At 70.1% G+C, this 19,095-nt stretch carries 17 protein-coding genes; 9 read left to right on the top strand and 8 right to left on the bottom strand.

The window, feature by feature from the left end:
- Nucleotides 1-16 precede the first annotated feature (16 nt).
- Entirely contained in the window at nucleotides 17-2,791 is a 2,775-nt protein-coding gene (locus AB0L64_RS31895) for a family 78 glycoside hydrolase catalytic domain (RefSeq protein ID WP_363716159.1), read from the bottom strand.
- A 179-nt stretch (nucleotides 2,792-2,970) separates the two neighbouring features.
- On the opposite strand from AB0L64_RS31895, the gene AB0L64_RS31890 reads away from it, so the two are divergent.
- On the top strand, nucleotides 2,971-3,888 hold the full coding sequence (locus AB0L64_RS31890; protein ID WP_363716157.1) for an AraC family transcriptional regulator: 918 nt from the start codon (nucleotides 2,971-2,973) through the stop codon (nucleotides 3,886-3,888).
- On the opposite strand, the gene AB0L64_RS31885 is transcribed toward AB0L64_RS31890, so the two are convergent.
- Complete coding sequence (locus AB0L64_RS31885; protein WP_363716155.1) at nucleotides 3,814-4,545, bottom strand: TetR/AcrR family transcriptional regulator; 732 nt, start codon at nucleotides 4,543-4,545, stop codon at nucleotides 3,814-3,816. The two genes, AB0L64_RS31890 and AB0L64_RS31885, sit on opposite strands and share 75 nt — an antisense overlap.
- Before the next feature lie 77 nt (nucleotides 4,546-4,622).
- Between AB0L64_RS31885 and AB0L64_RS31880 the strand changes: the two genes are divergently transcribed.
- The gene (locus AB0L64_RS31880; RefSeq protein ID WP_363716153.1) at nucleotides 4,623-5,825 is read left to right on the top strand and encodes an FAD-dependent monooxygenase; all 1,203 of its coding nucleotides are present in this window, start codon (nucleotides 4,623-4,625) and stop codon (nucleotides 5,823-5,825) included.
- Here AB0L64_RS31880 and AB0L64_RS31875 read toward each other — a convergent pair.
- Nucleotides 5,793-6,251, bottom strand: coding sequence for a PGPGW domain-containing protein (locus AB0L64_RS31875; protein WP_363716151.1), 459 nt, complete (start codon nucleotides 6,249-6,251; stop codon nucleotides 5,793-5,795). The two genes, AB0L64_RS31880 and AB0L64_RS31875, sit on opposite strands and share 33 nt — an antisense overlap.
- A 51-nt stretch (nucleotides 6,252-6,302) precedes the next feature.
- The gene (locus AB0L64_RS31870; protein ID WP_363716149.1) at nucleotides 6,303-8,441 is read right to left on the bottom strand and encodes a peptidoglycan DD-metalloendopeptidase family protein; all 2,139 of its coding nucleotides are present in this window, start codon (nucleotides 8,439-8,441) and stop codon (nucleotides 6,303-6,305) included.
- A gap of 164 nt (nucleotides 8,442-8,605) precedes the next feature.
- Here AB0L64_RS31870 and lpdA point away from each other — a divergent pair, with 164 nt between their 5' ends.
- Nucleotides 8,606-10,003 (top strand): dihydrolipoyl dehydrogenase, encoded by a 1,398-nt coding sequence (lpdA, locus tag AB0L64_RS31865; RefSeq protein ID WP_363716147.1) that lies wholly within the window; start codon nucleotides 8,606-8,608, stop codon nucleotides 10,001-10,003.
- 52 nt (nucleotides 10,004-10,055) lie between these two features.
- Here the strand turns inward: lpdA and AB0L64_RS31860 are convergent, their stop codons facing one another.
- Nucleotides 10,056-10,451 (bottom strand): RidA family protein, encoded by a 396-nt coding sequence (locus AB0L64_RS31860; protein WP_363716460.1) that lies wholly within the window; start codon nucleotides 10,449-10,451, stop codon nucleotides 10,056-10,058.
- Nucleotides 10,452-10,510: 59 nt separating this feature from the next.
- Here AB0L64_RS31860 and AB0L64_RS31855 point away from each other — a divergent pair, with 59 nt between their 5' ends.
- Entirely contained in the window at nucleotides 10,511-11,515 is a 1,005-nt protein-coding gene (locus tag AB0L64_RS31855) for a WYL domain-containing protein (RefSeq protein ID WP_363716145.1), read from the top strand.
- Here AB0L64_RS31855 and AB0L64_RS31850 read toward each other — a convergent pair.
- The 3 genes from AB0L64_RS31850 to AB0L64_RS31840 form a co-directional block, all read right to left on the bottom strand.
- On the bottom strand, nucleotides 11,474-12,679 hold the full coding sequence (locus tag AB0L64_RS31850; protein ID WP_363716143.1) for an acyltransferase: 1,206 nt from the start codon (nucleotides 12,677-12,679) through the stop codon (nucleotides 11,474-11,476). The two genes, AB0L64_RS31855 and AB0L64_RS31850, sit on opposite strands and share 42 nt — an antisense overlap.
- Nucleotides 12,680-12,760: 81 nt before the next feature.
- The gene (tsaA, locus tag AB0L64_RS31845) at nucleotides 12,761-13,174 is read right to left on the bottom strand and encodes a tRNA (N6-threonylcarbamoyladenosine(37)-N6)-methyltransferase TrmO (protein WP_363716141.1); all 414 of its coding nucleotides are present in this window, start codon (nucleotides 13,172-13,174) and stop codon (nucleotides 12,761-12,763) included.
- Nucleotides 13,171-13,914: a metallophosphoesterase gene (locus AB0L64_RS31840; RefSeq protein ID WP_363716139.1), complete on the bottom strand. Its 744-nt coding sequence runs from the start codon at nucleotides 13,912-13,914 to the stop codon at nucleotides 13,171-13,173. Before AB0L64_RS31840 ends, tsaA begins: the two co-directional genes overlap by 4 nt.
- A gap of 144 nt (nucleotides 13,915-14,058) precedes the next feature.
- Here AB0L64_RS31840 and AB0L64_RS31835 point away from each other — a divergent pair, with 144 nt between their 5' ends.
- Genes AB0L64_RS31835 through AB0L64_RS31815 form a run of 5 tightly spaced genes read left to right on the top strand, consistent with a single transcriptional unit; the run spans nucleotide 14,059 to nucleotide 19,026 of the window.
- Complete coding sequence (locus AB0L64_RS31835; RefSeq protein ID WP_363716137.1) at nucleotides 14,059-15,414, top strand: NAD(P)/FAD-dependent oxidoreductase; 1,356 nt, start codon at nucleotides 14,059-14,061, stop codon at nucleotides 15,412-15,414.
- Nucleotides 15,415-15,450: 36 nt separating this feature from the next.
- Complete coding sequence (locus AB0L64_RS31830; protein ID WP_363716135.1) at nucleotides 15,451-16,470, top strand: energy-coupling factor ABC transporter permease; 1,020 nt, start codon at nucleotides 15,451-15,453, stop codon at nucleotides 16,468-16,470.
- Nucleotides 16,467-17,225 (top strand): cobalt ECF transporter T component CbiQ, encoded by a 759-nt coding sequence (gene cbiQ / locus AB0L64_RS31825; protein ID WP_363716133.1) that lies wholly within the window; start codon nucleotides 16,467-16,469, stop codon nucleotides 17,223-17,225. Before AB0L64_RS31830 ends, cbiQ begins: the two co-directional genes overlap by 4 nt.
- Nucleotides 17,222-17,995: an ABC transporter ATP-binding protein gene (locus tag AB0L64_RS31820; RefSeq protein ID WP_363716131.1), complete on the top strand. Its 774-nt coding sequence runs from the start codon at nucleotides 17,222-17,224 to the stop codon at nucleotides 17,993-17,995. The genes cbiQ and AB0L64_RS31820 overlap by 4 nt, the downstream gene beginning before the upstream one ends.
- The gene (locus AB0L64_RS31815) at nucleotides 17,992-19,026 is read left to right on the top strand and encodes a mandelate racemase/muconate lactonizing enzyme family protein (RefSeq protein ID WP_363716129.1); all 1,035 of its coding nucleotides are present in this window, start codon (nucleotides 17,992-17,994) and stop codon (nucleotides 19,024-19,026) included. Before AB0L64_RS31820 ends, AB0L64_RS31815 begins: the two co-directional genes overlap by 4 nt.
- Nucleotides 19,027-19,095 lie beyond the last annotated feature (69 nt).

The following is a 19,095-nucleotide window of genomic DNA, read 5'->3' as shown; positions in this document are numbered from 1 at the left end:
CGGTCGGTGAGTCGGGCTAGTGGTTGAGCAGGGCGTCGAGCTCGGCCTTCAGGGCCTCGGCGCTCGCGGAGAAGCCGCGCGGGCTGATCGCGTCGACCAGGCCGGCGGCCGGCTGGTCCAGGTACCGCTCGAGACGGCCGGCGAGTTCGGCGTCGTCGGCGACGATCCCGTGCTGGACGGCGGCGGCCGCGAGCGCGGACCAGGTCGGCTCGTGGTCCAGGACGTCGCGGATCGTCGCGTCGGTGGCCAGTTGCGGCGCCTCGGCGTACGGATCGGCGAGGGTCCACTCGTGCGTACCGTGCCCGGTCTCGACAGGATCGAGACCCGGTACGTCGACCTTGGCGCGGGAGCCGACCGGAACGGTGACCTGCAGCGTCACCCGCCCGTCGGCACGGGTCCACGCGACCGACGCCTCGCCGTACGGCGTGAGGTGCCTCGCGGACGCGTTCGTGAGGTGGTCGGTGAACAGTGGGCGGACGTCGATCGTCCGGTAGCCGGGCTCCGCGGCCGCGAGGCCTGCCACCCGCCGGTGCATCCAGTCGGCGACGGCGCCGAGGGCGTAGTGGTTGAACGACGTCATCTGGCCGGGGTTGATGCTGCCGTCGGGCAGCATGCTGTCCCAGCGTTCCCAGACCGTCGTGGCTCCCATGGTCACTGCGTACAGCCAAGAGGGGCAGCCTGTCTGTAGCAGAAGGCGGTACGCCAGGTCAGGATGTCCGGAATCGGCCAGTGCGTCGGCCATCAGCGGCGTCCCGACGAATCCGGTACTGATCCGGAAGCCCGCCGTCCGCACGAGGTCGGCGAGCCGTTCGCCGGCGCGCTGCCGCTGGTTCTCGGTCGGCAGCAGCGCCCACTGCAGGGCCAGTGCGTAGGTCGTTGCCGCGTCGCTCAATACCCGGCCGCCGTCGGTCGCGTACTCGGTGGCGAAGGCCTGCCGGACGCGCGCGGCCAGGTCGGTGTACTCGCGGGCGAGGTCGGTCTGTCCGACGACCGCGGCGGCCTTGCCGAACACTTCGGCGGACCGGGCCAGGTGCGCGGTGGCGACGACATCGGGGTCGGCCTTGGCGAGGAACGCGTTCTCCGGCGGCGCGGTCGGGTCGAGCCAGTCGCCGAACTGGAAGCCGCCCGACCAGACCAGGTCCGGGCCGGCCAGTTCGGCCATCTTGTCCACCCAGGCCCGCATGCTCGGTAGTTGCCGGGCGAGCAGCGCGGCGTCGCCGGTGCGCTCGTAGACCACCCACGGAACGATCGTTGCCGCGTCACCCCAAGCCGCAGTCGCCGGTGACTCGTTGCGGAGCACGTCCGGGATGACGAAAGGCACCGAGCCGTCCTTCTGCTGCTCGGCGGCGAGATCGGCGAGCCAGTTGGTCAGGAAGCCCGCGGTGTCGAACAGGAAGCCGGCGCTGGGGGAGAAGACCTGGATGTCGCCGGTCCAGCCGAGCCGCTCGTCGCGCTGCGGGCAGTCGGTCGGCACGTCGACGAAGTTGCCGCGCATGCCCCACACCACGTTCTGGTGGAACTTGTCGAGCAGCTCGTTCGACGACTCGAACCAGCCGGTCCGCCGCAGGTCGGTGCCGATGACGACGGCTTCCAGGTCCTCCTTGCGGAGGTCGGTCACGCCGGTGACCTCGGCGTACCGGAAGCCGTGGAAGGTGAGCGGCGAGTCGAGGACGACCTCGTCCGGTCCGGCCAGGACGTAGGTGTCGGTCGCCTTCGCGGTGCGCAGCGGGCGGACGCCGAGCTCGCCGTTGTCCAGCACCTCGGCGTGCCGCAGGACGATCTCGTCGCCCGCGGACTGACCGCGGACCTTGAGGCGGACGCGGCCGACGAGGTTCTGGCCGAAGTCGACGAGCGTCTTACCGGACGGCGACGTGGTGACCTCGAGCGCCGGAAGCACGTCGGTGATCCGGACCGGCGGCCCGTCGGGTGCGACGAGCAGCGCGAGGTCGGCGTCGAGCACGTCGACGGGTGCCGGCTCGCCGGGCTGCTTGCGCAGGTCGGTCGACTGGCCGTCGTACAGGTCGTCGGCCAGGACGTTGCTCTCCCGGGAGGTCCAGGTGCCGTCGCTCGCGACCGTATGGACCTGGCCGTCCTCGGTGGTCACCTCGAGCTGTGCGAGGACCGCGAGGCGGTCGCCGTACAGCTGCTTCTGGTCCTGGAAGCCGATCCGGCCGCGGTACCAGGCGTTGCCGAGCAGGAATTCGAGCGTGTTCTCACCAGGTCGGACAAGCTCGGTCACGTCGTAGGTCTGGTAGCGGAGCCGGTACTGGTACGCCGTCCAGCCGGGCGCGAGCTCCTCGGTGCCGACCCGCTGCCCGTTCAGCTCGGGGATGTAGATGCCGTACGACGTGGCGTACAGGCGGGCCTTCACCACACCGTCGGGGAGCTCGGCGGAGCCGGCGATCAGCGGCGCGGGGGAGCCGTGCGGGTTGTCGCGCGGGCTGACGAACCGGGCGGTCCAGTCGCCCGGCGTGAGCAGCCCGGCCTCGACGGTCGCGGGCTCGCTCCAGTCACTCCAGTCCCCGGCACCGCGGACGCGGACCCGCACCTGCGCGGCCTGGCGGGACTCCAGCGCGTCACCCGGCCAGGGCACCAGGATCTGGTCGGGGGACTGGACGGTGAAGACCTGCGTGCTGCCGGTGGTGATCTCGACCTCGTACGCCGTCTGCGCGTAGCCGGCGTCCGCGGCCGGGACCTGCCAGGAGATCCTCGGGCTCGCGGTGCCGACGCCCAGGACGGGTGCGGACCGATGCTCGAAGCGGAGGGCGGTGGGTGCGGCGAGTTGCGACATGAGACTCCAACCGAGTGAAACGATTCATTGGGTGCTCTGACAAAACGCTCGATCGTTGGCTGATGGATCGGCGAGGACGTTTCGCTTGTTCCCCGATCCTGCGACCGGCAGTCGCCGGTCACTAGCCCGATGTGCACCCGATCTAGCACGATCTGCACTTCGGCTCGTATCGTGACCTCGTGGCAGGCGTGGCCGATGAGCCGGTGCGGACCCGCGGAACCGTGCTGCACTTCGTCGAAGGGACGGTCGTGCACGCGGGCACACACCTGCACGAGAAGTCCCACCCGTTGCACACGCACAGTTTCTTCGAACTGCTGCTCGTCACCGGCGGGGAGGGCGTCCACCACAGCCTCGCGGGGCGCCAGCGGCTCCGGGCCGGCGACGCGATCCTGCTGCGGCCGGGGGTCTGGCACGAGTACGTCGAGTGCGACGACCTCGAGGTCTACAACTGCTGTTTCTCGGCCGACCTGGTACGCCGCGAGCTCGCGTGGGCGCGCGAAGATCCCTTGCTGGGTTACCTGTTGTGGACCGGACCGTTCTCCGCGCAGCGTCGGGGGATGCTCGCCACACATCTCGATCCGGGTACCTTCGCCGAGGCCGTCGGGCACCTCGACGGACTGCGCCGGCTCCGCAACCGGCCGCTCAGCCGGCACCGCGGCGAGGTGATCGGCTGGCTGTCGCTGTACCTGAGTTGTGTCGCCCGGACGGTGGCCGAATCCGACGAACGCGGTGAGCACACGCATCCCGCGGTGCTCGACGCGATGCGGCTGATGGAGGCCGACCCGGCGCGGCACTGGACGCTCGCCGAGCTCTCCGGCGAGTTGCATCTGGCCCCCGGCTATCTGGTCCGGCTGTTCAAGTCGGTGACCGGGGTCCCGCCGATCGCGTACCTGTCACGGCACCGCGTCGAGCTCGCGGCCGACCGGTTGCTGCACACCGATCTCCCGATCAACCGGATCGGGGAGTCCGTCGGCTGGCCCGACCAGAACTACTTCGCTCGCCGATTCAAATCCCACTACGGGCTATCGGCGACCCTCTATCGGGAACGTTTCAATGCCATCAGGCACAGCTACCCGGCCGCGGACGAAAAGGTCTAGCCCGTCCAGGATCCGCTGCAGACCGAACTCGAGGCCCTGGTTCTCACTGCCCGCCGACGTCCGCATCGCGGCGGTCAGCTGCGGGAATCGGCCGGCCTCGGTCGTCAGGATCGCGGCGAGCGACTGCTGCAGCTCTTCCTCGGTCAGGCCGGTGGTGTGCCCCGGGAAGGTCGACGACTGCTGGGCGATGTTCCGGACGTGGCTGGTGACGACCAGGATCGAGTCGAACTGCTCGCCGCCGGTGAGGCCGGTACCGGCGAGCGCGGCCAGGCCGCGTTCCATCCAGAGGAGTTCGTTGGGCCCGAGCAGCCGGCGGCCGATCGTCGACTGGAGCAGCCACGGGTGCCGGGTGAAGCCGCCGTACAGATCGAGCGCCCAGGTGTGCAGGGCCTCGCGCCACGGTAGGTCCGCGCGGGCGGGCGGGGGACCCATCGCGATGTCGCTCATCACCGCGACGAGTTCCGTCTTCCCGGGGACGTGCCGGTAGAGCGCCATCTTCGTCACCGGCAGCTCACCCGCGATGCGCTGCATGGAGACCGCGTCCAAGCCCTCGGCGTCCGCGATCGCGATCCCGGCCGCGGCGATCTCGGCCAGCGTGATCGCGGGCTTCGGGCCGCGGCTGCGAGCCGGCGGCCCGCCCCAGAGCAATTCGGTCATCGGCGTCCTTCCGTCTCGGCTTGAACTGTGTCTACCATACACTTTAATGTGTCTACCGGACACAGTTAGGAGATGGAATGAAGATCCTGGTATCGGGTGCGAGCGTGGCAGGCCCGTCAGTGGCGCTCTGGCTGGGGCGCGCGGGCCATGACGTGACCGTGGTCGAGATCGCGCCGGCATTGCGGCAGGGCGGGTATGCGGTGGACTTTCGCGGTGAGGTGTTCACGACGGTCCTCGACCGAATGGGCGTGCTCGACGACCTGCGGGCGCTGCAGACCGGCGGGAACGCGATGCGGTTCGTCGACGAGTCGGGCCGCCGGGTGATGCGGTTGCCGGCCGAATTCGCCGGCGGCGAGCTGGAGGTGCTCCGGGCGGATCTGTCGCGGGTGTTGTACGAGCACAGCCGGGCGCAGGCGGCGTACCGCTTCGGCGACTCGATCGCCTGGTTGCGCGAGCACCCCGGCGGCGTGGACGTGCGGTTCGAGAGCGGGGTCGAGGAGACGTACGACCTGGTGATCGGCGCCGACGGGATGCATTCCGTCGTACGGCGGCTCGCGTGGCCGGCGGACCAGGTCGTCGAGCGGCACCTGGAGTACTACGTGGCCGGTTGGGAGGTGCCGAACACGCTGGGCATCTCGGGGGACACGCTGATGTACAACGTGCCGGGCAAGCTGGCGAGCGTCGGCGCAGACCGTCGCGATCCGGCGCTCGCGCAGACGCTGTTCGTGTTCAAGTCGCCGCAATTGCAGTACGACCGCCGCGACCTGGACGAGCAGAAGGCGATCCTGCAGGAGCAGTTCGGCGGGCTCGGCTGGCACGTCCCGGAGCTGCTCGAGGCGTTGCCGGCGGCAACGGAGCTGTACTTCGACTCGATCAGCCGGGTGCGTGTGGGGCGCTGGTCGACGGATCGGATCGTGCTGCTCGGCGATGCGGGGTACGGCGCGACGTTCGGAGCGCTCGGCACCGGTACGGCGGTGGTGGGCGCCTACGTGCTGGCGGGGGAGTTGGCGCAGGCGCGAGGGGACTTCCGGACCGCCTTCGCCCGGTACGAGGCGACGCTGCGCAAGGCTGTGTCGACGACGCAGGACGGCAGCCGCGCGGGGTCGTTCCTGGCGCCGGCGACCCGGTTCGGCATCGCGGCGCGGAACCGGATCCTGGACATCCCGTTCTTCCTCAACCAGATGCTCAAGATGGCCCAGAACATGAGCGAACTGATCGAGCTGCCTGCCTACTCGATCGACACGGCCTCAGGGCAGCAGGGGCAGCTGGTAGAGGAGTGACTCCCAGGAGTCGGGCAGCCACCCCGGCACGCCGAGAACGGCCATGTAGAGCCAGATCGCGACGAGCACGCAGAGGAACAGCGCGAGTGTCCCGAGTGCCTTGAGCCAGGCGGGCTGCTTGCTGGTCCAGGCGGTGAGCGCCTTCACCCAGTCCTTGACCCGGTACAGCAGCCGCTGCGCCCACTCGAACTCGCTCGCGAGCACGGCGAGACCCGCGATGAACAACGGGATCCCACCCGGTCCCGGCAACCACCCCGTCAGCGGCGCCGCGATGATCAGCAGCCCGCCGAGCACCCCCACGCCGATGCGGTAGAACAGCAACTTCCTCGGATTCTCACGAATCCGCCTCCGCCACTCCCACCGGTCGTCCGCAGCATCGAGGGTGATGTTGTGATCGGTGCGGTCGGGACTCTGTTTCTCGGCCACCTGCCCAGCCTACCGGGCGGCTAGGTCCTGTCTGGACTATCAGACAGGGCCTTAGGCACTGGCCGGGTTGCCGAACTCCCAGTGCCACGGCTCCTCGCGGTTGCCGCCCTGATCGGCCCAGGCCGGGTGCAGCCAGCCGTACGCCGGGGCGTGCGACTTCATCCACTGGTACTGGGTGGTGTTGTACTTGTCGATCCCGCCGCACAGGTCGACGGCCACGCCCCACCCGTGGTTGGAGGTGCCCGGGAGCGCGGCCAGCGACGGCTTGCGCTGGTACAGGCTGACCTGCGACGCGTACGAGCGGTAGGAGTCGGTGATGCAGAGCGACTTGCCGAACTGAGCGCGGTAGGCGGCGGCGAGTCGCGCGTACGCCGCCGCGGCGTCGCAGCGGAGCATGTGGCCGCCGGACCCGAGGGCGCACAGCTTGCCGGCGGGGATCATGCCGTTGCTGTAGCCGCCCCAGCCGGTGCTGGCGGATCCGGTCGCCAGGAACGGCATCGGGTTGACCGGGTCGCCGCCGAGCCGGACCTCGAAGTGCAGGTGCGGCCCGGTCGAGTTGCCTTCGGTGCCGACGGCACCGATCTGCTGCCCGGCGGTGACCTGCTGACCGTCTTTCACGTCGACGCGGCTCAGATGCGCGTACAGCGTCTCGAGGCCGTTGCCGTGGTCGATGCGCACCAGGTTGCCGGCCCAGGCCGGGTGCTCGACGCGGACGACGCCCGACGTCACCGCGCGCACCGTCGTACCGATCGCGGCCGGGAAGTCCTGGCCGGTGTGCAACCCGGTCGACCACATCGCCCCCGACTGGCCGAACGGCGTGCCGATCTCGTAGGTGCCGTCCGGCAGCGGCCACGTCCAGGAGCCTGAGCCGACGTCGTACGAGGTCGCGGTGTTGCCGCAGCGGAACGCGTAGGCCTCGGAGGTCGCCACCGGCGCGACCTGCGGCTTGGCCGGGGCGCCGAGTGTCGGGCGCAGGGCGGCGTACAAGTTGTCGGGGATCGTCGTGACGACCACCGCGCCCTTGGCCTCGTCGGCGGCGATCATCTCGCCGTTGTCGAGCGCGATGCCGATGTGCACCAGGCCGAGCGACTTGCTGCCCATGACGAGGATGTCGCCGGGCTGGATCTGCGCGTTCGGGACAGCTTGGTAGTCCGGATAGACCTTGCCGACGAGGTTCGGCAGCGTCGTGTACGGCTGCCAGGCGACCCGGGCCGCGCCGAGGCAGCCGTACTTGTCGGGGCCGGTGGCGGCGACGCCGTACGGCTTGCCGACCAGGCTGAAGGCCTGGTTGACCGCGCGGATCGTCTCGGCCGACATCACTCGCACGGTCCGGCCCCCGACCGCCACCGAGGCGACACCGGGGATGGCGGCGCCGCGGCGGGTCAGCGGACCCAGGCCGGTCGGCAGCTTGGCCGGATTCTTGAGGACGGCGGCCGCCGGGGGAGCGACCTTCGTGGCGGCGAGCTCGGTGAGATACGCGCGCCAGCGCGCGAGGGCCTGCTGGTTGCGGGTCTGCTGGAGCTGCTGCGACAGCGCGGAGGCGACGTCGAGGTCGGCGGTCTGGTCAGCCATCGCGGCCGCGGCGTCGGCCGCTTTCTGCTGCACCTGGTTGCTGAGCTCCTGGGCCTTCGCGGCGGCCTGGTCGGCGGCAGTGCGCTTCGTCGTCGCCTCGGCCCTCAGCCGGTCCGACTCGACCTCGGCGGCCCTCGCCCGCTGGTACTGCGAGACCTGGGTGTTGCCCAGCTGCGTGATCGCGGTCTGCCGGTCGGCGATCTCCTGGAGGTTCTCGGCGACCGGGGCGAGCGACCACAGCATCGACTCGGTGCCCATGACGGTCGGGATGCCGAGCTGGTACGCCTGCGCGGTGATCACCCCGAGGCGCCGGCGCTCCTCGTCGGACTTGCCCTTGGACACGGTCGCGCTGGACTCCGCCTTCTTGGCGGCGGCCTCGGCGGTCTGCGCCTCCTTCAGCGCCTTCGTGTAGGCGATGGTGGCCTTGGCGAAGTCGGCCTGCAGGGCCGCGGCCTCGGCCTGGAGCTGCTCGAGGGAGCGGTTGACGTCGGTGACGGAGGCCGGCGGCGGCTCGGTCGCGGACGGCGACGGATCGGCATGGGCCGCCGGCACGGCGACCGCCGCCAGCAGTGTGCCGAGTGCCGCGAGCCGCAGCCCCCGGCGCTTCCCCAGATCCATCCGTCCCCCATGCGAGATCGCCCCACGCGCGTGCCCAGCGTAGGCGTCGTACGGTCCTTACGGAACCCTGGTGCACACAAAGTGACCGTTCGGACGACATGAGGCGGGCCACAGTTGCCGACTCGGCGTCGGATCGGCTGGTCCGACCCACTAAAGTTCACTGCATGGCCTCGCACTTTGACGTTGTTGTCCTCGGCGCCGGTCCCGGCGGGTACGTCGCGGCGATCCGCGCCGCCCAGCTCGGGCTCAAGACCGCCATCATCGAGAAGAAGTACTGGGGCGGTGTCTGCCTGAACGTGGGCTGTATCCCCTCCAAGGCGCTGCTGCGGAACGCCGAGCTGTCGCACATCTTCCGGACGGAGGCGAAGACCTTCGGCATCAGCGGCGAGGTGACCTTCGACTTCCCGACCGCGGTGCAGCGCAGCCGCAAGGTCGCGGACGGCCGGGTCAAAGGCGTGCACTTCCTGATGAAGAAGAACAGCATCACCGAGTTCGACGGCTGGGGCTCGTTCACCGACGCCAACACCCTGGACGTGACGCTGAACGACGGCTCCTCGGAGACCGTCACGTTCGGCTCCTGCATCGTGGCGACCGGCGCGACCACCAAGCTGCTGCCGGGCACCCAGCTGAGCGACCGCGTGGTGACCTACGAGGAGCAGATCCTCACCGAGGAGCTGCCGGGCTCGATCGTGATCGCCGGCGCCGGCGCGATCGGCGTCGAGTTCGCATACGTGCTGGCGAACTACGGCGTCAAGGTGACGATCGTCGAGTTCCTGGACCGGATCGTGCCGCTGGAGGACCCGGAGGTCTCCAAGGAGCTCGCCCGGGCGTACAAGAAGCTCGGCATCGACCTGCTCACCTCGACCCGGGTCGACTCGATCGACGAGTCCGGCGACAAGGTGAAGGTCACGGTCACCGGCAAGGACGGCAACCAGCAGACCATCGAGGCCGACAAGGTCCTCCAGGCGATCGGCTTCCAGCCGCGCGTCGACGGCTACGGCCTGGACAAGATCGGCGTCCAGCTCACCGAGCGCGGCGCGATCGGCATCGACGGCTTCTGCCGGACGAACGTGCCGAACATCTTCGCGATCGGCGACGTCACCGCGAAGCTGATGCTCGCGCACGCCGCCGAGGCGATGGGCGTGATCGCGGCCGAGACGATCGCGGGTCACGAGACCATGGAGCTCGACTACGCGATGATCCCGCGGGCGACGTTCTGCCAGCCGCAGATCGCCAGCTTCGGCTACACCGAGGAAGAGGCGCGGAAGCTCGGCCACGAGGTCAAGGTCGCCAAGTTCCCGTTCACCGCGAACGGCAAGGCCCACGGCCTCGGTGACGCCGGCGGCTTCGTGAAGGTGATCAGCGACAGCAAGTACGGCGAACTGCTCGGCGCGCACCTGATCGGCCCCGAGGTCACAGAGCTGCTGCCGGAGCTGACCCTGGCGCAGAAGTGGGACCTGACCACCAAGGAACTGGCCCGCAACGTGCACGCCCACCCGACGCTGAGCGAGGCCCTCCAGGAGGCCTTCCACGGCCTCGAAGGGCACATGATCAACTTCTGAGCTGGTCAACGGCTGCTCGTGCCTTGTCGGCGCGAGCAGCCGTTTTCGTGTGTCAGGCGACGGCGGTTGCCTCGAGTTCGACCAGCTGGCCGGGGATCGCGAGGCGGGTGACGCCGAGCATGGTGGTGACGGGCGCGACGCCGGCGGCAGCCAGGCGGGAGGCCAGAACGCCGTAGTGCGGGAACAGCTGGTCGACGTCTGTGGTGTAGACGTTCAGGCGGACGAGGTTCGCGAGCGTCATGCCGGCCTCGGTGAGGACGGCCTCCAGGTTGTCGAGGCTGAGCGCGAGTTGCGCGCGCAGGTCGCCGTCGTGCTCGGGTTTGCCGTCGGCGTTCGTCGCGGTCTGGCCGGAGCAGTACAGGGTTCGGGTGTGACCGGAGACCAGTTCGCCCTGGTTGAAGCCCAGCTCCAGGGACCACGGAACCGGGTTGATGGCGGTTCGTTCGATCGTCATGCAGGCGAGCTTTCCGGTAAATCACGACATCCTCAGTCAGGTAATCTTCCGGGGTGCGTGCGGACCGGTTGGTCTCGCTGGTCCTGCTGTTGCGTCAGCGGGGCCGGCTGACGGCGGACGTGCTCGCCCGCGAGCTGGAGGTGTCGACGCGGACCGTGCTGCGCGACATCGAGGCGCTGTCCGCGGCGGGTGTCCCGGTGTACGCCGAACGCGGCCGGCACGGCGGATTCGCGTTGCTGCCCGGGTTCCGTACCGAGCTCACAGGGCTGAATCACGACGAGGCGCTCGCGCTGCTGACGGCTGCCGGTTCCGGGCAGGTTTTCGGTCTGAGCCAGGCGCTCGCCTCGGCCACCCGCAAGGTCGTCGACGCGCTGCCCGAAAGCCATCGCACCACCGCGAGCGAGGCGGCCCAGCGGATCCTCGTCGACCCGGAGACCGACCTGCTGTCGCGCCCGCTGGTCATGAAGGAGGTGCCGGACGCGACGATGCTCGCGGTACGGCGCGCGGTGCTGGCCGGCCACCGGCTCCGGATCCACTACGCGGCGACAGGTCAGCACCCGCAGTGGCGGACGGTCGACCCGATCGGCCTGGTCACTGTGCGGGACAAGGGCTACCTGCTGGCTCGGCGGTCCGGGGAGGACCGCACGTACCGCCTGTCCCGGCTGCTCGCCGCCGAGGAACTCTCCGAACTGGCAGAGCGCCCGAGCAAGGTCGATCTGGACCGCGTCTGGCGCGACCGCCGCGCGCAGTTCCTGGTCGACGGACACATCACCGTTGTCGCCAGAGTCCACCCGTCGCGTCGTGAGGACCTGCTGAACGCCGCGGTTGCGGTCCGAGCCGAGGACGCCGATCCGGACGGTTGGCTGCGCCTCGAGGTCACTTTTCAGGACTCCTGGCACGCCGAATGGGCTTTCTGGCAGCTCGGCGCCGCCGCCGAAGCCCTGAGCCCACAGTCCGTGCGCACTGCCCTGCACCGCCGGGCGACCACCATGGCCAACCTCTACAGCGGACAGCCGTCAGAGAACCCGGGACAGGCCGGGGATCCGGGTGATGAGTAGCCAGGCCAGCCCGAAGCACAGAATGACGCCTCCCGTCGCAACAGCCAGGGCCTTGAGTTCAGCCGGCAGCGGTACGGGGCGCAGTGCGATGGCAAGCATGACCAATACGAACTGCTGCAGGACGAACGCTCCGAAGCAGGCCCGGATGACCGCCGGCCGGATCCACGGGACCGGTCGCGCGAGGCGTCGCTGCGCCAGACCGAGCAGCCAGATCGGGCCGAAGACGACCAGCGGACTCTCGATCACCGGGAACATCACTGCCGACCAGTCCCAGCCGCCGGCCCACGCCTCCTCGCCGATCCCGCTCTCGCTGACCCCGACGAGCACGAAGCCGCCGAAAGCCGCCAGGGCGACAAGCGTCGCGACGCCACTGATCCGCCGCAGCCGGTCGGGGACCGCGGTGAGCCAGTCGGCGCGCGACGCCACGATGCCGACGGCGAAGATCGCGATGCACGCCGGCCACTGGTAGAGATTCAGGTCGAGATACCTGTTCTCGCTGTTGAACGGGAACGCCAGGCGGACCAGGAAGGTGGTCACGGCAACGATCACGGACACCAGGGCGAGCTGCCGCGCGGTGATCTCGTGGACGGTGGAGCGGGTGGCGAAGCGACGCAGTACGACGGTCCAGGCGGTGTAGGCGAGCGTGAAGAGGAGCAGGTCGCCGACGAACCAGAGCGTGCCGGTGTCGAGGGTCTGCTCGGCGCCGAAGTACGACGACCAGTACGAGCCGGTGTCGGTGCCGATCCAGTACTCGAGCACGTACATCGTGAGCGGCAGCAGCACCAACACGTAGACGGCGAAGACGACGCCGAGGCGGAGCAGGCGGTCGCGGACGTACGGGCCGGGGTGCTTGCGGGCCAGCGATGGGGGTGTCATCAGCCCGGCGACCAGGAACAGCACCGGGATCAGCAGCATCGCGAACGGCCCGCCGACCGCGAGGACGACCGCCTGGGTGATGGAGGACAGCGTCGTCTCGCGCTGGTCCGCGTACGCCCACCAGTCCAGCTCGCCGTAGCCGCTGACAGCGTGGCCGACGATGATCGCGGCGATCAGGATCACCTTGAGGTTGTCGACGTACCGCAGGCGCGTGCTCGCCCAGCGCGTGACCTCCGCGTCGTGGCTGCCGGTCACGCGGCTGCTCGCCGTGCCGCGCACCTTCCTCACAGCCTGAGCGTCTGGCGAGACCTGCCCGGCCACCAGTGCCGAACGTCCGCCGTACAGCCGGTCGACCTGCTCTGATCGCGGCTAGCGTTCGGTGATGTCGCCGAGCACGGGTTTGACGTCGACGATCGGGGTGCCGTCGAGGGCTTCGAGGTTGCGCACCTGCAGGCGGAGCTCCTCGCGGGCCAGCACAGTGACGCGGTGCAGACCGAGCGGGTTTGGCCGGTCGGGCGAGCGCGTGCTGAAGACACCGGTGGACGGACGGGAGGTGTCGCCGCGCGGGTGCACCTTCTGCACGTCGCGGTCGGCGCGGTCGAACCAGGTGATCAGGATGAGCTCGTCGCCGGCCCCCACATCGGCCAGCGCATCACGAACCGACGCGTCGAACACCACCCACGCATCAGGCGCCCCCTCGTCACCCTGCCGCGGCGCATCCTCCCGAGCCCGCAAGCTCGACTCCACCCGTGCGATCGGACGGAGCAGCATCGCGCCGGTCACCTCGGATACCTGTAGACGGTCTGAAGAGGTTCGCCGGGGGAGTGGACATGGAAGGCGAGGCCGGGGTGGGCGGCAGGGTCCACGACCGAGTCGGTGTGGGGTTCGAAAGGCAGGGGAACGGTAGAGCGGATGCCGGGGGCGCCGAGGACGGGGTGGCCGGCGAAGGTGGTGACGATGGCGTTGTGGACGTGGCCGGTGAGGATCGCGGTGACGGGCTTGCCGGTGAGAACCTCGGCGAGGGCGTCGGACTCCATGAGCTTCCACTGGTCCATGACCGGATGATGCAGCTCGAGCGGCGGGTGATGCATCGCGACGAAGAGCGGCCCGTCGAACGGTTCCCGCAGTACGCCGTCCAGCCACGCGAGTGAGTCCGCGGAAAGCAGACCGTGGTCCGCGCCCGGCACGCTGCTGTCGACGAGGACGAAACGCGCACCACCGATGTCGCGCACCTGATGAACCGGATGCCCTTCGCCGGCCGACGACACGAATGCGGCGAGTCCGTCCCGCAGCGGCGCGCTGACGTCGTGGTTGCCGGGCAGCACCAGCACCGGCACGTCGAAGTCCAGCTCGCCGGCGAGTTCGGCGTACTCGGCCGCCAGCCCGTGATCGGCCAGATCCCCGGTCACCAGCACGACGTCCACCGATGAGGACCGGACGTACGACGTCACCCGGCGCAGTCGCGACCGAGGCTCGTCGGAGCCGTCGAGATGCGGGTCACTGAGGTGCGCGATCACAAACATGGCAGCACATTAGCCGCAGAAGCCCGGCGCGCGGTTCTGCCGCGGTCGGGACGCCGGTGGCCGGTCGTGAACGGGTCCTTACGCTGCGATCACGTGCCGGGTGGCGACTTGGCCGGTCAAGGCCGGTCTGGGAGATTGGGGCGCATGGCTGAACAGGTTGATGTCGTGGTGGTGGGGCTCGGGGTCGGCGGCGAGGAGACGGCCGGGCGGCTGGCGCAGGCAGGACTGCGGGTGGTGGGCATCGAGTCCCGGCTCGTCGGCGGTGAGTGTCCGTACTACGGCTGCATCCCGAGCAAGATGATGATCCGGGCCGCGAACCTGATCGCCGAGACCCGGCGCGTCGACGGCATGGCCGGTACGGCGAGCGTGACGCCGGACTGGACGCCGGTGGCGAAGCGGATCCGCGAGGAGGCGACCGACACCTGGAACGACCAGGTCGCGGTCGACCGCCTGGTGAACAAGGGCGCGACCGTGATCAAGGACGTCGCCACGATCACCGGCCCGACCACGGTCAGCGCCGGCGGCACCGAGTACGAGGCGTCCCGCGGCATCGTGATCGCGACCGGAACGGTGCCGTCCGTCCCGCCGATCGAGGGGCTCGCCGGCACGCCGTACTGGACGAACCGCGAGGCGATCGAGGTCGAGACGCTGCCGGACTCGATGGTCGTCCTGGGCGGCGGCGCGATCGGTATGGAGCTCACCCAGGTGTTCGCCCGGTTCGGCGTCCGGATGACGGTCGTGGAGGGCGCGCCCGAGGTGCTGTCGATGGAGGAGCCGGAGTCGGGTGTGCTGGCCCGCGAGGCGCTGGAGCGCGACGGCGTGACGTTCCTGCTCGGCGCGCACGCGCAGCAGGTCGCGTACGCCGACGGCACGTTCACCGTGACGCTCGCGGACGGCAGGACGGCGTCGGGCGAGAAGTTGCTGGTGGCAACCGGCCGGCGGGTGGCGACCGCGGGGCTCGGGCTGGACAAGCTCGGCCTGGATCCGGCGGCCCGCCGGATCGAGGTCGACGAGCACGTCCGCGCGGGCGACAAGGTCTGGGCGATCGGCGACGTCACCGGTGTCGGCGTCTTCACCCACAACGCGATGTACCAGGCCGACATCGCGGTCCGCGACATCCTGCGGGAGGAGAACGCGCCGACCGCGAGCTACCACGCGATGCCGCGGGTGACCTTCACCGACCCGGAGATCGGCGCGGTCGGGATGACCGAGAAGCAGGCCCGCGACGCGGGGCTGAACGTCCGCACCGGGTCGACGCCGATCCCGGCCTCGACCCGCGGCTGGATCCACAAGGCCGGCAACGAGGGCTTCATCAAGGTCGTCATGGACGCGGACCGGGGCGTGCTGGTCGGCGCGACGAGCGCGGGCCCGACGGGCGGCGAGGTGCTGAGCGCGCTCGCGGTCGCGGTGCACGCCGCCGTACCGGTGAGCACGCTGCGTCAGATGATCCTTGCGTACCCGACGTTCCACCGTGCGATCGGGGAAGCTCTCAAGTTCTAGTTGCGAATCGGTCGCAACTAGATCAAGAATGTCGGAGTGCATGTACCTGACGGGTTCTTCGACGCGCCAACGTCCGTCGCCACCGGCCTGATCGCTGCCGGGGCGGTCGGTTTCAGCCTGCAGCGCGCGAACCGCGAGCTCCGTGAGACCGGTCCGGCGCTGGCCGGGCTGACCGCGGCGTTCGTGTTCGCGGTGCAGATGGTGAACTTCCCGGTCGGCGCCGGCACCAGCGGTCACTTGCTCGGGGGAGCGCTGGCCGCCGCGCTGGTCGGGCCGTGGACCGCCGTACTGGTGATGTCCACGGTCCTGCTCGTCCAGGGGCTGTTGTTCGCGGACGGCGGGCTGACCGCGTTGGGTACGAACATCACGTTGATGGGCCTGATCACGGTCCTGGTCGGGTACTTCCTGACGAAGGCGCTGCTGAAGGTGATGCCGCGCCGGGCCGGCAGCGTCGTACCCGCGGCGACCGTCGGCGCATTGGTGTCGGTGCCCGTCGCGGCGCTGGCGTTCACCGGGCTGTACGCGATCGGCGGTGCGGTCGACATCCCGCTCGGCAAGCTCGCGACCGCGATGGTCGGCTGGCACATCCTGGTCGGCATCGGCGAGGCGGTGATCACCGCCGCCGTGCTGAGCGCCGTCGTCGCGACCCGGCCGGACCTGGTGTACGCCGCCCGGCACCTGCGGCAGGACCTCGTGCTGGTCGATGCCGCCGGCAACACGTCCACCGTCTCCCCGGACCGCCCCATCGCGGCGCGGCCGGCGGGCCGGTCGCTCGGCGTCGGCATCGCGGTGACGCTGGTGGTCGCCGGCGGTCTGAGCCTGTTCGCGAGCGCGCACCCGGACGGCCTGGAGTTCGTCGGGGCGAAGCTCGGGTTCGACAGCGCGGCCAAGAACTCGGCAGCCGCGAGCAGCCCGCTGGCCGATTACGGCGTGCACGGGATCGGCAACGCCCAGGTCTCCGGGGCGCTGGCCGGCATCATCGGCGTGCTGGTGACCATCGTCGTCGGCCTCGCGATCGCGAAACTGGCGTCGCTGCGAGCGAACAAGGCCTCATGAGCGGAGACGGCCTGCTCGTCGCGGTGGACAGCCCGGTCCACCGCATCCCCGCGCAGGTGAAGCTGGTCGCGCTGTTCGTCTTCGTGCTCGCGGTCGTCTCCACCCCGGCGGCGATCTTCTGGGCGTTCGGCCTGTACGCCGCGATGCTCGTGGCGGCCGTGGTGGTGGCGAAGCTGCCGGCCCCGGTTGTGTCGCGGCGGCTCGCGGTGGAGACACCGTTCATCGTGTTCGCGTTGTTGCTGCCGTTCGTCGCCACCGGCCCGCGGATCGACGTCCTCGGGCTGCACCTGTCGCAGTCGGGCGTGCTCGGCGCCTGGAACGTGCTGGCGAAGGGCACGCTCGGCGTGATCGCGGCGATCCTGCTGTCGGCGACGACAGCGCCGCGCGACCTGCTCGCCGGGCTCGAGCGCCTGCGACTGCCGGCGACGCTGGTGGCGATCCTGTCGTTCATGGTCCGCTACCTGAGCGTCGTGTCCGACGACCTGCACCGGATGCGGGTCGCCCGGGAATCCCGCGGCTACACGGGCGGCCGCGCCGGGCACCTGAAGGCGGTCGCCGGGGGAGTGGGTGCCCTGTTCGTCCGGAGCTTCGAGCGCGGCGAGCGCGTCCATCTGGCGATGCGGTCGCGCGGCTACACCGGACGGATGCCGCTGCTGAGCGTCGAAGGTGCGACCAGGAGCCAGTGGCTCGAGGGTCTGACGATCTCCCTGGCCGCGGTGGCGATCGCGGTCGCGGCGAGGGTGGTGGCCTTGTGAGCGGTCCAGCGATCCAGGTCGAGCAGCTGGTCTTCGCCTACCCCGACGGGCGGCAGGCGCTGTTCGGCGTCGACTTCACCGTGGAGCCTGGCGAGCGGGTCGCGCTGCTCGGCCCGAACGGCGCCGGCAAGACCACGCTCGTGCTGCATCTCAACGGCATCCTCGGGTCGGTCGCCGGCGGCACCGGCAGCGGCCGCATCCGGATCGGCGGCACCGGCGTCCATCGCGAGCACCTGACCGCGATCCGGCGCAAGGTCGGTCTGGTCTTCCAAGACCCGGACGACCAGTTGTTCATGCCGACGGTCCGCGACGACGTCGCCTTCGGCCCCGCGAATCTGGGCCTGCGCGGTTCCGAGCTCGACGATCGCGTCCAGGAAGCCCTGGTCCAGGTCGGCATGCAGGACCACGCCGATCTTGCTCCGCACCACCTGTCGTTCGGTCAGCGTCGCCGGGTCGCGGTTGCGACGGTGCTCGCGATGCGTCCCGAAGTACTCGTGCTGGACGAGCCGTCGAGCAACCTCGATCCGGCGGCCCGGCGCGAACTCGCCGACATCCTCGCCGGGCTAGACGTCACCCTGCTGATGATCACCCACGACCTCCCGTACGCGCTCCAGCTGTGCGAGCGAAGCCTGCTGATGGACGGCGGCCGGATCGTCGCGGACGGCAAGACCCGCGACCTGCTCGGCGACGCCGGCCTGATGGCCGCGCACCGGCTCGAGCTGCCGTACGGTTTCAACCCCCTCTCCGTCCCCGGTCCGGAGCGTTCATGAAGATCACCGCGGTCACCGTCGAGGTCATGTCCGAGCCGAAGGCGCATCCGGTCCGCGACGCGATCCAGCTGCTCGACCGCGACGGTCTCACTCGGGTCCGGATCGACACCGACGAGGGCGTCAGCGGCGTGAGTACGACGTACTTCGGCCGCGTCGAGAGCTCACCGGCCGTGCTCGCCAAGATCGTCACCGATCAGCTGGCGCCGGCGATCATCGGAGCGGACCCGACCGTGATCCGGGGCATCCGGCAGACGCTGCAGACCCTGACCGACTACCAGGGGACGGCGGGCCTGTCGTCGTACGGGATCTCGGCGATCGACCAGGCGTTGTGGGATCTGCTCGGCAGGTCGCTCGACGTCCCGGTGTGGAAGTTGCTCGGCGCGCAGCGGACCGCGATCCCGGCGTACGCGATGGTCGGCTGGCTCGAGCTCGACGTCGCCGGTCTGGAGCGGGTGTCCGCACAGGCGATGGAGCAGGGGTTCCAGGGCGTGAAGATGAAGGTCGGCGGCGGCCCGCTGACCGAGGACGTGCAGCGGATCACCGCGGTCCGGAACGTGATCGGCCAGGACGCGCCGCTGATGGTCGACGCGAACCAGGCCTTCGGGTACGGCGAGGCGCTGCGGCGCGGCCGGGTGTACGAGGAGCTGGACTGCCGGTGGTTCGAAGAGCCGCTGCCGGCCGGGGACACCGACGGTCATGTCCGGCTGGCCGAGAAGCTCGACATCCCGATCGCGACGGGGGAGAACCGCTACGGGCAAGCCGCGTTCAGGGACCTGATCGCGCGCGGCGGCGTCGGCGTCGTACAGCCCGATCTGCGGCGGGCCGGCGGGCTGACGGACTGTCTCGAGATCGGCTTGCTGGCGGCCGGGTTCGGAGTGCCGTACGCGTCGCACGGCGGCGGAGCACACATTCATGTCCTGGCGGCGCTGCCGAACACGATCTACCTGGAGAGCGGGCTGCTGCCTCCCGGCGTGCAGCTCGTCGACGGGTGCTACCCATTGCCGGCCGGAGCGGGCCTGTCGAGCTGGTGACGGTCACCGGGAATCCACGGTGAATTTGTTACCAAGCCCTTGTGTGTTACTCGCGGGTCAGTAACAGTG

It is taken from the genome of Kribbella sp. NPDC051936 (assembly GCF_040680955.1).
In the GTDB taxonomy this organism is placed as follows: Bacteria; Actinomycetota; Actinomycetes; order Propionibacteriales; family Kribbellaceae; genus Kribbella.
This window is presented reverse-complemented; position numbering and strand designations above follow the sequence as displayed.

Excerpts from the sequence above, each read along its gene's own strand:
- AB0L64_RS31880 (WP_363716153.1), top strand. The coding sequence starts at position 4,623 with ATGAAGATCCTGGTATCGGGTGCGAGCGTGGCAGGCCCGTCAGTGGCG.
- lpdA (WP_363716147.1), top strand. The coding sequence starts at position 8,606 with ATGGCCTCGCACTTTGACGTTGTTGTCCTCGGCGCCGGTCCCGGCGGG.
- AB0L64_RS31840 (WP_363716139.1), bottom strand. The coding sequence starts at position 13,914 with ATGTTTGTGATCGCGCACCTCAGTGACCCGCATCTCGACGGCTCCGAC.
- cbiQ (WP_363716133.1), top strand. The coding sequence starts at position 16,467 with ATGAGCGGAGACGGCCTGCTCGTCGCGGTGGACAGCCCGGTCCACCGC.
- AB0L64_RS31815 (WP_363716129.1), top strand. The coding sequence starts at position 17,992 with ATGAAGATCACCGCGGTCACCGTCGAGGTCATGTCCGAGCCGAAGGCG.
- AB0L64_RS31885 (WP_363716155.1), bottom strand. The coding sequence starts at position 4,545 with ATGACCGAATTGCTCTGGGGCGGGCCGCCGGCTCGCAGCCGCGGCCCG.
- AB0L64_RS31870 (WP_363716149.1), bottom strand. The coding sequence starts at position 8,441 with ATGGATCTGGGGAAGCGCCGGGGGCTGCGGCTCGCGGCACTCGGCACA.
- AB0L64_RS31895 (WP_363716159.1), bottom strand. The coding sequence starts at position 2,791 with ATGTCGCAACTCGCCGCACCCACCGCCCTCCGCTTCGAGCATCGGTCC.
- AB0L64_RS31835 (WP_363716137.1), top strand. The coding sequence starts at position 14,059 with ATGGCTGAACAGGTTGATGTCGTGGTGGTGGGGCTCGGGGTCGGCGGC.